This window comes from Akkermansiaceae bacterium (genome assembly GCA_024233115.1).
In the GTDB taxonomy this organism is placed as follows: Bacteria; Verrucomicrobiota; Verrucomicrobiia; order Verrucomicrobiales; family Akkermansiaceae; genus Oceaniferula.
Genome location: JACKQB010000002.1, coordinates 833925 through 846077, shown reverse-complemented (window position 1 = coordinate 846077; position 12153 = coordinate 833925). Strand labels below are relative to the sequence as shown.

Here is a 12153-nt window from a genome sequence, read left to right as displayed (position 1 = left end):
ACCCAACATCGAACAACCAACAAAAAAATGGACCCCGACTCCGATAAAACAAGAATAATTCGCTCCAACAAGGCAACTCCTCAACCTCCTGCTCCGTCGGATCAGGATGATGCTGACGCTACCCGCATTCTCAAGCCGACCGGTCATGCTGCCCGACCTTTGTCCGATCAAGTGAATGATCCCGATGAAACCCGTATCTTACCAAGGGCCGGGGGTGCCACGCCGGTGACTGATATACCTCTGGTCGGTGGACTGGGTGACTCACCGCCTGCCGGTGGTAATGATGCTACCAGAATCATTGATTCCAGTAAAACCAAGTTGGTCCGCAGATCCTCGGTTCAAAACCAAAGTGTAGAGGCCGGTCCCTCAGGAGGCCCTGGAAGTTCGATGGCTGATCCCGTGGTCGGTTGGCTGGTCGTTATCGACGGCCCGGGACAAGGAAGTATGATTTGTATCGGTGAGCAGGATAATCGGGTAGGTAGAGGCGGCGGCCACGATGCACCACGGGTTTGCCTCGGCTTTGGAGATGCTGGCATTTCACGAAGTAATGCTTTTGTTATCCGCTATGATCCTAAAAAACGTCGATTTAAAATCCTTCCCGGGGAGGGAGCTAATATTGTCTATCTCAATGATGAGGATCTTGATAGTCCAACTGCCCTTAAACCGGGAGACATCATTGAAGTGAGTGAGACCAAACTTCGATTCGCTCCATTCTGCGGCAATGACTTTGACTGGGCTGATGTCGAGGCTGAGAGTTCAGAATAAACGAGCTGATGTTGCTGTTGGACAAAGACTTTGCCGGAGTGCAGATTGCAGGCGCCCGCCCTTATCAGGAAGACGCCCAGGGGTTTGCCTCGTTGGATGCTGTCGCGCAGGTCGGAGGAGAATCAGCGGATACAGATCCGGCAGATTCTGAATCTGTGCCACATGGTGAATCCGGGATCGGGACATTGCTCGTCATTATGGCGGACGGCATGGGCGGTGAAAACGCCGGCGACTTCGCCAGCCGCTGCGTGGTTGATACTTTTGTGGATTACTGCGGTCGATATGCCCGTAAAGAGAGGATTCCTGCGATGCTCCGGTCTGCTATGCTGGCGGCTAATCAGGCTTTAGCTGCCGCGATGGATGAAAATCCAGACCTCGAGGGCATGGGGGCTACGTTGTTGGCTGCCGTCGTGACCGAGGGTTCATTGCACTGGGTAAGTGTGGGTGATTCCCCCCTGTATCTCTACCGCGACGGAGAGCTATCCCAGATCAATGAAGACCATTCGATGATGCCTCTGCTGCTGGAGCAGGTGGCTAATGGGACTCTCAACCAACAGGATATCGCCACGCACCCGGACCGGAATGTGCTTCGCGCTGCGATGACCGGGGAAGAAATCGAACTGGTAGATTGCCCGCTTGAAGCGACTCTTCTATTGCCGGGTGACATTGTCATTGTAGCATCCGATGGGATTCAGACACTGGACCAAGCGGCGATTAAAATGCGTTTGGACAGGCATAAAAATCTGACTGCCGAGGGAATTACCAAGAAGCTTCTCAAGGCCGTGGTCAGGGAGGCAAATCCCAAGCAGGATAATACCTCCATTAATGTGATTCGGATCCCTCTTCCCGGAGAGGGCGAAAACCGAGAGGGGGACGAGGAGCTGCAAAGCAAGACCCGTCTCATTCGGCGTGGGGTAACTCCACCAGTCCAGTAGTGCAGGTCACTGATCCCCCCATTGAAAGACGTAATATGAATGAGTGTCATGTCAACGCGCTACCCGCTGGAACCCGTCTTGACAATTTGATCATAGGAAAGGTTCTAGGGCACGGCGGGTTTGGCATTACTTATCAAGTCCGGGATTCCGGGACGTCGGAGGTTTATGCGGTCAAGGAACTGTTTCCTGAGGGCATGGTGGTGCGAGAGGGGGATACCCGGACAGTGTCTGCCAGAAGCGCGGCAGATGAACCGGATATAGAGCTCACACGCAAACAGTTTGTCAATGAAGCGCAGGTGCTCTCTGCGGTGAACCATCCTGCTGTGGTAAAAGTGCATCGGCTACTGAAAGCTAATGGCACATTCTACATGGTAATGGACTATATCGAGGGGCGTGATCTCGATACCGTGCTTAAACAGCGTGGCGGTAAGATCAAAACCCAAGCTGAGTTGCTTTCGGTTTTTTTGCCAGTGATGAATGGGTTGGGTGTGTTGCATTCAAGGGGGTTGGTGCATAAGGATGTCAAGCCTGCAAACATCATGATTGCAACTTCGGGGAGATCCATTTTGTTGGACTTCGGCTCGGTGAGCCGTGTGCAGAACAAAACTGTCACTGTTGAACAGGCCGTGAGTGCAGGCTATTCACCCATTGAGCAGTATTCCTCCCAATCAAAACAAGGCGCCTATACCGATATCTATTCATTGGCGGCCTCGATGATGCAGTGCATCACCGGGGAGAAGCCGCCTAGCGCCTGTGATAGAATCAGTTCGGATAATCTGATGCCACTGGTCGCTCATGTAGATTATGTGGAAACATTTGGAGCGGTGTTTTTGCGTTCCATTGACCGCGCACTGCAAATCAGCGCGAAAGACCGGCCCCAATCGATCACCCAGTGGATCTCAGAAATGGGGGTGGATGGGCATGTCGCCTTGGAATCTTCTGCTGTATCGAGAACAAGATTCGTGATCGGGAGGTCCCGTGAATCCGATTTAGTGATCAATGATTCATCCACGTCAAGAAGTCATGCGGAATTGTCGTCGGATCATGTCGGACGGATTTATATCACGGATCTAGGTAGCGCTAACGGCACAAGGGTCAATCATCCGGATTCCGGGATTACGGAGCCCCACCTGTTAAAGGATACAGATTTGGTGTATTTGTGCGAGAATTACCCCGTGCCGGGGAGTATTTTGCAAAAATATTACAGGGACTGGCAGCAGAGTGGCGGACGTTTGAAGATCGGCATGACCATGGCAGAGGTGAAGGTCTTCTCATTGCGGGACATCCATATTGGCCCTGGCACTGAAGCCGATCTACCCTTGCCTGAAAATGCGATGGGCAAGGTTCACCTTTTTTATGATCGTGGATGGAAGCTCCAGATCATCGAGGAGCCGGTGAAAGTAGACGGGCGTTCCATCGGATTAGGCATCGTTGATTTGAATGCCTTTGCGATGATTGATGTCGGTGGATTTGAATTTACCCTGTCCTCTACCTCCCAGCAGTTGATTGTGGCTCGCCACTGCGCCATTGTCTTGGCGGGATCCCAGCTCGGGTGGATGAGGTCATGTATGGGCGGGATGAGCCGTATCACTAACAAGATCACGCAAGAAATGTCTCGTTTTTTCGAGAGGGTTCAACAAAATAACCGGGCGTCATGATCGAGATCGCACAGAGTAGTTAGTGAATGCCATGCCTGAAGAATACCGAAATGCCCTTCCTGCGGGGAAGCTCATCGACACCTATCGCATTGAACGTGTGCTGGGCGAGGGTGGCTTTGGCATCACCTACCTGGTGAGAGAGCTGAACCTGGACAAGCACTTTGCCATGAAAGAGCTGCTTCCCGACGGCATCGCCATGCGACGGACGGGGGACACCTCATACGTCGAGGCGAAAAGCAGTGGCACGGAAGCTGATTTTGCGGCGACACGGAAGTATTTCATCAGCGAGGCCCGGGTGCTCGCCAGGATGGATCACCCGGCGGTGGTGAGTGTGCAACGCCTCATGGAGGCAAACGGCACCTGTTACATGGTGATGGATTACGTCGAGGGGGAAACCCTGGGGGACTACCTTAAAAAACACGGTGGCACGTTCCGCTCCAAGGCTGAATTTGAGCGGATCTTTTACCCGCTGATGTCCGGTCTGGAGGTATTGCATGGGCAAGGGATCATTCACCGCGACATCAAGCCTGGCAACATCATGGTCAAGCCGGACGGTTCTCCTGTATTACTTGACTTCGGCGCTGCCACCCAGGTGCAGAGCAAGACGATGACCATTACCCAGATGCTCAGTGCCGGGTATTCGCCCTTCGAGCAATACACCTCCCGGGCGAAGCAGGGGCCTTACACGGACATTTATGCACTGGGTGCGACGATGCTCAAATGTATCACGGGGAAAAAGCCGGATGACGCGAGTGATCGGATGTATGGGGACCGGTATAAGCCTTTAGCTGGAAGCGAGGCTTATGTTTCCGTATATGGTGAATCTCTATTAGCCGCAGTGGATGCGGCGTTACAGATGGATGCCGAACGCCGTCCTCAGGCGGTGGCTGAATGGCGGCGGGTGATGGAAAGTAAAGAGCAGGAGATAGGGGTTGATATCCCGGCCCGGAAAGAAGTTTCTGTATCAACACCAACCTCGCTTGTGCATGAGCGCCCTCTTGCCGTGCGTATAGGGGGGCCAAAACAAGAAGAGGCCGGATGTCGATCGTTTATATCACAGACGAAACGTGACCTTGCCTTTTTATTGTGGATGATGGAAAGGAAATGGGGGGTGAGAAACCCGAAGGCGGTATTAAAGGCTTGGGCAATAGCATGCGTGATTTTTGTGATTTTCTGTATAGTTATGGTTTCGATTTTAGGGCACCTCTAAAAACTGACGTTTCCACCATATCATCATCTACCGCCGGTTTTTAAAGTTGTACGGGCAGGTGACGATGTAGTCTCGGGGCTTTTATGAGGTGGTTCGGTGTTGTTGGTTGCTGGCTTCTTACGTTTGGGAATCGGGTTGCCCCTTGTTTTGGCTGTTAACGAGCTAACAGGGCGTAGCGATCCATGTTGTAGGTGAGGTTGCAGAGGTGGTTGTGGCTTGTCACCCGCCTCAGGCCAATGCTCCGGCAGAGGTCGGCTCCCATTTGCGCCATCCGACCGAAGACGTGCTCCACCCGCACACGCATCCGGCTGATGGTGTGGTTGGTTCTGAGTTCCTGTTCTGTCAGCGGCTTGTTCCTGTGGGATTTGCGCATGAGGTGTTCTTCCGCGTTGATTTCCTCTAACACGTATTCCTCGTTCTCTTCGCTGTGGTAGGCACTGTCGGCTAGCACGGCATTGTCCTTCTCATCAAGGAGTTGTTTGAACACCCGGCTGTCGTGGACTTCCGCTGAGGTGGTTTCGCTGCAGATAATGAGTTTGCTCTTCAAATCCACCTTGGCGTGGTTCTTGTAGCCGTAGTAGCTTTGGTTGTTCTTCTTTGTCCAGCGGGCGTCGGTGTCTTTCTGGCGTCCGACGGATTTGTTGGTGTCAAATTCTTCGGGGCGTCCGCCTTGCTTGATTCTTTTGTTCTGGCTGCGGGTGTTGCGCTGGCGCGGGGCCTCGGTGAAGCTGGCGTCCACAATGCTGCCTTCACGGGCGATGAGGTTTTTCTTTTCCAGTGCCGCAGTGAAGGCATCGAACAGCCGACGGCTTCCTTCGCGGCTGTTTTCCTCGATACGTTCCTTGAAGACCCAGATGGTCTTGGCATCGGGGTAGTCGTCGCCCAACTGAAGGCCAAGGAAGTGCAGGAAGCTCAGGCGGTCGCCGATCTGTTCCTCGGTGGCGTCATCGCTGAGGCCGTGGTATTTCTGGAGGATGAGCACTTTGAGCATGAACACGGGGTCGAAAGGGGGGCGGCCTCCCTTGTTCCAGTCACGGTTGGCGTAGCCGCAGAGTTCCTCAAGTAGCGGGCGGAACCCTTCCCAGTCAATGATATCGCGCAGCTTCAGGATGCCGATTTCACGTTTCGCCACCGCCTGCTGGTGTTCGATGGCCGAGAACAGGTTGCCTCCCTTGTCTTGCTTCCGGTAGTTGCTCATGCAGGGAGTTTCGCTGCATTGCCTTTGTTAGGAAAGGTTAAATGAGCGCGCAGGGGTTTTTAGAGGTGCCCTTTAGGGGGTAATGAAAAAAAAGAGCAGCAGAAGGCGAAAGAAAATACTGAAGAAATAGCGCGTGTGAAAGAGGTTGATAGGCAGAAAGTAACAGAACGAGCAAAAGAGGATGATAGGCAGAAAGTAACAGAACGAGCAAAAGAGGTGGAGCGAAAAAAAGAGTTAGAAATACAACGCAAAAAAGTATTGTTTATGGGTAAAGCAGCGGGAGAGAAAAAGCTGTTTAATATTGCGGGGAAAGAAGTGGCCTTCCACTGGTGTCCGCCTACGGGAGCGGGTGGTTTTATGATGGGCAGTCCAGATGCGGAAGATGGTCACAATAAAAGTGAAACGCGGCACAAGGTGGTGTTGAGCCAGGGGTTCTGGATGATGGAGACGGAGGTGACGCAGGGGCTGTGGAAGGAGGTGATGGACGGGGGCAATCCGAGTTCTTTTAAGAAGGGGGACGACTATCCGGTGGAGCAGGTGAGCTGGGAGGATTGCCAGAAGTTTATTGAGAAGTTGAATGCGAGTGGCAAACTGCCGGCGGGTTTGAGGGCGGCGTTGCCGACGGAGGCGCAGTGGGAGTATGCGTGCCGGGCGGGGCGAGATACAGTGTTCCACTATGGGAACAGCCTAGGGAGCCATCAGGCGAATTTTCATGGGAATTACCCGTATGGCGGGGCGGCGAAGGGGAGTTACAAGCAAAGCACGGTGGAGGTGAGGTTATACCAGCCGAATGACTGGGGTTTGTATGACATGCATGGCAATGTGTGGGAGTGGTGTGCGGATTGGTATGACGAGGAATATTATGGAACTACATCAGCAGGCAGAGACCCCGCGGGAGCTAAAGATGGCCGGTACCGCGTGCTGCGCGGCGGCAGCTGGAGCTACGTCGCCTGCAACTGCCGCTCGGCGTACCGCGGCTGGTACTGGCCGGGCTACCGGGGCAACGTCAGCGGGTTCCGTCTTTCCCTCCAGGTTCCTGCCCGGTAGTGAGCGTAGCGGCGTATGGAACGAGCTGCCGGGAGGCGGAGCCCCGGCAAGCGAGAGGAATAGCGCGGAGCGAACGGTGGCAGGAAAGTCCTTTAAGAGAGTTCTTGCCCTTGCGTCGATTGATGAAAAACGCTAGAACCGAGTACCCGCATTCAATCAATCGTAAATTAGCCATGCCTCCGGACGAAGGAAAAACAAGAATGGTTCACAGAGGTGGATCCAGCCCCTCTGAGGACTTTGAAGCAACGAGGATTATCCAGCCAGCCAACCCATCGTTAATCATCGATGCGGACGATGGAGAAAAAACCCGACTTGTGCGGCGACCATTGACATCCCGCTCTGACATTTCATCGATGGTGTCGATGGCCAGTGGCCCGGGAAGCTCTGCTGAAGATCCTGTCGCCGGATGGCTGATTGTGGTGGCCGGTCCCGGTAAAGGTCGGCAAGTGATCATTGGTCAACAGGACAATACCGTTGGCAGAGGCGGGGGCGAGAATCCACCACGCGTTTGCCTGGACTTTGGCGATGCTGGAATTGCTAGGAACAATGCGTTTATTCTCCGCTATGACCCCCGGAAGCGACGCTTTAAAATTCTACCGGGGAGTGGCACCAACATTGTCTATCTCAATGAAAAGGCACTCGATGCCCCGGCTCTGATCGACATCATGGATGTGATCGAGGTAAGTGAAACCCAGCTTCTCTTCATGCCCCTGTGTAGCAAGCATTTTGATTGGTCGGATACCTATAAGGCTGAAGATGACACGGAGTAAGCTCAAGAATGATGAATCAGCTCCAAAATTCAGCCTTGCACAATTACGTAAATAATTTCTGCTATTGTGCAGATGAGCGTTTCCGAGAAACGCGACAAGCTTTTTGAAGTGGTGGAGTCCCAGCATGGGATATTTACGACGAAGCAGGCTGTAGACGCTGGATATGACCGCAACACGCACGCCTATCAAGTGAGGATCGGCTACTGGATACGTGAATAAAGGGGGGGCTTTTATCAGACTCCACCGCTAAAGAATATTATCAACCTGAGCATGCCCCTACAGCTCCTAGAAAATTAATCGTGAATGGAGTTGCTCCACCATGCCTTCTACATCTGTAGCCTATCCAAAATCCAACTCAAAGAGACTCTGTAATTCGCTCTGCATGTTGCCCCAAATGCAGTAATAAATTTGTGGCAATCAAATGGGAAAACCCTGAAGAAATAAAGACTTGTCCCTATTGTAACTTGAAAGCCCCTGCAAATAGTTTTGTTTAAACAGTCTTGTGGATGACTTTCAGATACGATAGAAAATCCTCGAGGTAACTGCATAGTTCAACTAGTTAAATCATGAGTGAGGAATACCGGAACGCTTTGCCGAAAGGCACGATTGTAGACACATACCAAATTGATAAAGTTCTGGGAGTGGGTGGCTTTGGTGTGGCATACCTCGCCCACGAACTCAACCTGAACAAAACCTACGCGATCAAGGAGTTGATGCCGGACGGCATTGCGATTCGGCAGGCCGGGGATTCCACGGTATTGGCGCGTAGCCAAAACGACCAGGATGACTTTGATGCCACCCGGAAGTATTTCGTCCGCGAAGCGAAGGTGTTGGCATCGATCCAGCACCCCGCCGTTGTTGGCGTGCACCGGTTGTTTGAGGCCAATGGCACCTGTTACATGGTGATGGACTATGTCGAGGGATGCACCCTGACCGATCATTTAAAAAAGCGAGGTGGCAAGATCAAGTCGAAGGACGAATTTGAGTCGATTTTCTATCCTGTGATGGACGGAATCTCGGTATTGCACGCCAAGGAATTGGTGCATCGCGACATCAAGCCGGGCAACATCATGGTCAAGCCGGACGGCTCACCGGTGCTGCTCGACTTCGGTGCGGCCACCCAGGTGCAGAGTAAGACGATGACCGTTACCCAGATGCTGAGTGCCGGGTATTCACCCTTCGAGCAATATACCTCCAAAGCCCGTCAAGGCCCCTACACGGACATTTATGCACTGGGCGCAACCATGGTGCGTTGCATTACCGGCGAGAAACCGGATGATGCCAGCGACCGGGTGTATGATGACGGATATAAAGCCTTGGCTAAAAACAAAGAGTATCTGGAGGTTTATGGGAAATCTATTTTGTCGGCGGTTGACAAGGCATTGTTGATGAACGCGAAAAAAAGGCCGCAGACGGTAGAGACTTGGCGGGAAATGATGATGCCGAAAGGGGGTGCATTTCCCCCGGATCCAGTCAAACCATCGTCATTTTCTAAGATGCAGGGGGCGGATTCTGGTGCAGGAGTGGCTGATACACCCCCAGTTAACGCCGACGCTACGGCTGTTTCCGGCAAGGCTAAAAATGATTCCAAGCAAGGCGGAAAAGGGGGGAAATCATCAAGATTTGCCAAAATGGGTGTTGCCCTCTTGGTAATTGTTCCGTTGGCTGGGTGGGCTGTCTTTTATCAGGTGGGCCAGTCAGAGAAAGCGTTTCTCAGTAAGGAAACCCCCAAAAAATCAGTGGAGTCACAGGAACAGCAGAAAGCCAAGAGTAAAGCTATAGCGAGGGAGGCGGAGGCCATGGAGGTTCTGAAAAAAGTGGAGTCAGCTATTTCGCAAGGGTCATGGAGTGAGGCCCAGAGGGCGTTGGCTCGGCTGGATAGCTATCAGAAGACACCTGCGTATCAACAAAAAGAGACACTAACCCGGCAGATCGCAGCGGGATTGGATAAAGCTAGAAAATACGAGGAACGGTTGGCTAAGCTGAAGGTTCTAAAGCAAGAGGTGATACTTTCTATCAAAGCAAGACGATGGGAAGATGCGGAGCGGAAAGCGGAAGAACTAAAATCCTTCCTCGGAGCAAGTAGCCCTGAAATGAGAAAAATTTCCCGGGCAATCATTGAAGCTAAAACAAGAGAAATGGATGAGAAGGAGCGCGAAGACTTAGTGAATAACCTGAACAATGAAGCTGCTGATGTGTTGACTGTAATTGAGTCATCTGTCCGTAGTGGAGGAGTGAGCCGACCTCAGTCAGGACTGAGTGACCAGGAGGATGTGCATGACACCCCATAGTAATGGAGAACTAAAGCAATGAGAGATACAACCCAAACGCAAAGCCTTTTCCCATTGGTCATGACGGTTTTCATGTTGTCCGTGTGTGCCGGGTGGTGTGAAATGGCAAGGGGCGTCTATGCTTATACTGAAAATAAATGGGAAAAAGATTCCGGGGCAAAAATAAGACAATTTGTATCCATTGATAGGGGGGGAGGTGCCTATTATGTCAGACTTACGACGGGAACTCAGATCAAGGTGGCTTCCCACAATTTTCGTGGGGCGGTATCATACCCATCAGCCAGAGATGCCGATTTGAGCAATTTAGAGCTGTCACGCACACACCTGCGTCAATTTATGAGAAAATTCCCTGCAAGCAATCGGTATTTGTCGGGTAGGGTAACCAATGTATCGATTCAGATAGCGAAATTGGAAGAAGCCACTAAACAGAAGAGAAAAACTAAGGAAGTCCCATTAGGTTCCAAAAAATCGCCCGAAGAAGAAAGGGTAATTCAACTGGAGAAAAAAGCTGATGCGGGGGATCTTGAGGCGCAATGGGAGCTGGCAAACGATTACTATACAGGCGAAAAAGTTCCCCGAGATTTGGGCAAAGCGTTCAAGTATTACAAGCAGGCGGGAGAGCAGGGGTGCGGAGCCGCCCAATTACTTGTAGGGATATGTTATTATAAGGGGGAGGGAGTCGTTAGGGATTTGAACGATGGTGCCATTTGGATGGCAAAAGCGGCACGCCAAGGACTTCCGGAAGCCGAAACCTGTCTCGGTATTTTTTATCTGCGGGGTGAAGGTGTAGACAAAGATCCGAGGGAAGCTTGCCGGTGGCTTAAAAAGTCCGCGACCTCTGGTCGCGCGGACGCGCAATATCTTCTTGGGGTTTGTTATTATCTAGGCGAAGGCGTTGATGAAAGTCGGCAAAAAGCAAAAGAGTGGCTTCAGAAAGCTCGTGACGGGAAAGTGGAAGCTGCCGCTGAATTTTTGGAGAAGCATGGGCTCTAATTGGGTGCTGACAGATTGTCTCATTCACTATTCTCCGTAATTTGCCGTGGGCACCCTTTACCTTGCTGGCGCCCTAGTTGGGTAAATATCCGTAGCTATGAATTAGGGGGCTAACTCATGTGACAGCAAAAAAAACGCCCCACGGTTTGAAGGTGGGGCGTTTTTTTGTTGCCGTTCCTACCCGGCGAGGGCCACCTGGGTGTCGAACAGGCCGTGCAGGGCCTGGCCGCGTTTGACGGCGGTCTGGGGGTTCACTGTCTTATACACCTCGGTGAAGGCGTTGAACAGGCTCCAGCCGTTGCGCGGCAGGAACTCCTTGTGCCGGGGGTTGCGCCACTCGCTGAGGACGGCGGGCACCTGGCTCGGGGTGATGGCCCGGCAGTCGACGGCGCGGATCACGAGGTCGTGGGCGGACCTGTCCGGGAGGTAGTGGCGCTTGTAGGCGCCCACCCGCCGGTCGAGGTCGCGGAACTTGTCGCCCAGCTTGCCGACGGCGCGTGCCGTGAGCTGGCGCAGGTCGCGCATCACGTGGCGCGTGTGCTTGCGGCTGAGCTTGACCTCGCCGTTGAAGCAGAGGTTGTCGCAGACAAACACCTGGGTCCCGGCAACGAGCCCGGCGGGCAGGCTCTTGTCGTGGCTGTTGCGCAGGCCGACGACCCAGGAGAAGTCCTGCTCGCCGCGCGTGGGCAGGCTCACCTCGATGACGCCGAAGTAGCGGGCGCCGTCGTGGGTGAGGGCGTGGGTTTCGCCCCGGACGACGAAGCCCGTCTCGCGGAGCTGGTGCTCGACCTCGGTCAGCAGGCTGCGGTGCGGGATGGGATACCAGGTGTCGGTGCCGCCCGGCGTCAGGACGCCGAAGAGGTCCGCGCGGTCGACGACCTGTGCGCCGCAGTGAAGCAGCAGCCCCTTGGGCCGTGTCTCCGTGTTGAGTCCGGGGGGATTCTCGACGATCTCGAAGGGAATCCCCCGGGCGGTGGATGCCGGTGTTACCGGCTGTTGTTGTAGTTGGATTACATTGTTCATGTTGGTTTGTTTCTATGGGTTGGTTGTTGGTTGGGTTGGTTTGGTTTAATGAAAACGGCCGGAACCCCGGGACGGGGAACCGGCCGCGCTTGTTGTTTGTTGGTGAACGCTCAGCTTTTCCGCACGACCAGGGCGTGAACCCCGGCGATGCAGAAGAGCACGAGCATGACGACCCAGAGGTCGTGGACTGCCCATAGGATGAGTGCGGCGAGGGACACTGCGCCGAACAGGCACAGGATCGTGTTTGCGTGTTTCATGATGCT

General features: G+C 53.3%; 12 protein-coding genes. 9 read left to right on the top strand and 3 right to left on the bottom strand.

Annotated elements, in window-relative coordinates:
* Window positions 1-27: 27 nt before the first annotated feature.
* The 4 genes from H7A51_07805 to H7A51_07790 are packed head-to-tail and all read left to right on the top strand — an operon-like array spanning window position 28 to window position 4568.
* Window positions 28-765: an FHA domain-containing protein gene (locus H7A51_07805; protein ID MCP5536129.1), complete on the top strand. Its 738-nt coding sequence runs from the start codon at window positions 28-30 to the stop codon at window positions 763-765.
* Window positions 766-773: 8 nt separating this feature from the next.
* Window positions 774-1700, top strand: a complete 927-nt coding sequence (locus tag H7A51_07800; protein MCP5536128.1) for a serine/threonine-protein phosphatase — start codon at window positions 774-776, stop codon at window positions 1698-1700.
* Window positions 1701-1735: 35 nt separating this feature from the next.
* On the top strand, window positions 1736-3358 hold the full coding sequence (locus tag H7A51_07795; protein ID MCP5536127.1) for a protein kinase: 1623 nt from the start codon (window positions 1736-1738) through the stop codon (window positions 3356-3358).
* 31 nt (window positions 3359-3389) lie between these two features.
* Window positions 3390-4568 (top strand): serine/threonine protein kinase, encoded by a 1179-nt coding sequence (locus tag H7A51_07790; GenBank protein ID MCP5536126.1) that lies wholly within the window; start codon window positions 3390-3392, stop codon window positions 4566-4568.
* 154 nt (window positions 4569-4722) lie between these two features.
* Here the strand turns inward: H7A51_07790 and H7A51_07785 are convergent, their stop codons facing one another.
* On the bottom strand, window positions 4723-5766 hold the full coding sequence (locus tag H7A51_07785) for an IS5 family transposase (protein MCP5536125.1): 1044 nt from the start codon (window positions 5764-5766) through the stop codon (window positions 4723-4725).
* A gap of 135 nt (window positions 5767-5901) precedes the next feature.
* Between H7A51_07785 and H7A51_07780 the strand changes: the two genes are divergently transcribed.
* The 5 genes from H7A51_07780 (at window position 5902) to H7A51_07760 (ending at window position 10867) form a co-directional block, all read left to right on the top strand.
* Window positions 5902-6813, top strand: coding sequence for an SUMF1/EgtB/PvdO family nonheme iron enzyme (locus H7A51_07780; protein ID MCP5536124.1), 912 nt, complete (start codon window positions 5902-5904; stop codon window positions 6811-6813).
* A 173-nt stretch (window positions 6814-6986) separates the two neighbouring features.
* A complete protein-coding gene (locus tag H7A51_07775; protein ID MCP5536123.1) occupies window positions 6987-7583 on the top strand; it encodes a hypothetical protein in 597 nt (198 codons plus the stop codon).
* A 72-nt stretch (window positions 7584-7655) separates the two neighbouring features.
* Window positions 7656-7802 (top strand): type IV toxin-antitoxin system AbiEi family antitoxin domain-containing protein, encoded by a 147-nt coding sequence (locus tag H7A51_07770; GenBank protein MCP5536122.1) that lies wholly within the window; start codon window positions 7656-7658, stop codon window positions 7800-7802.
* A gap of 347 nt (window positions 7803-8149) precedes the next feature.
* Window positions 8150-9874: a protein kinase gene (locus H7A51_07765; GenBank protein ID MCP5536121.1), complete on the top strand. Its 1725-nt coding sequence runs from the start codon at window positions 8150-8152 to the stop codon at window positions 9872-9874.
* Window positions 9875-9892: 18 nt separating this feature from the next.
* The gene (locus H7A51_07760) at window positions 9893-10867 is read left to right on the top strand and encodes a sel1 repeat family protein (protein MCP5536120.1); all 975 of its coding nucleotides are present in this window, start codon (window positions 9893-9895) and stop codon (window positions 10865-10867) included.
* Between the two features lie 177 nt (window positions 10868-11044).
* Here H7A51_07760 and H7A51_07755 read toward each other — a convergent pair whose 3' ends face one another.
* Both H7A51_07755 and H7A51_07750 read right to left on the bottom strand, forming a co-directional pair.
* Entirely contained in the window at window positions 11045-11890 is an 846-nt protein-coding gene (locus tag H7A51_07755) for a DUF932 domain-containing protein (GenBank protein ID MCP5536119.1), read from the bottom strand.
* Between the two features lie 110 nt (window positions 11891-12000).
* Entirely contained in the window at window positions 12001-12147 is a 147-nt protein-coding gene (locus H7A51_07750) for a hypothetical protein (protein MCP5536118.1), read from the bottom strand.
* Window positions 12148-12153 lie beyond the last annotated feature (6 nt).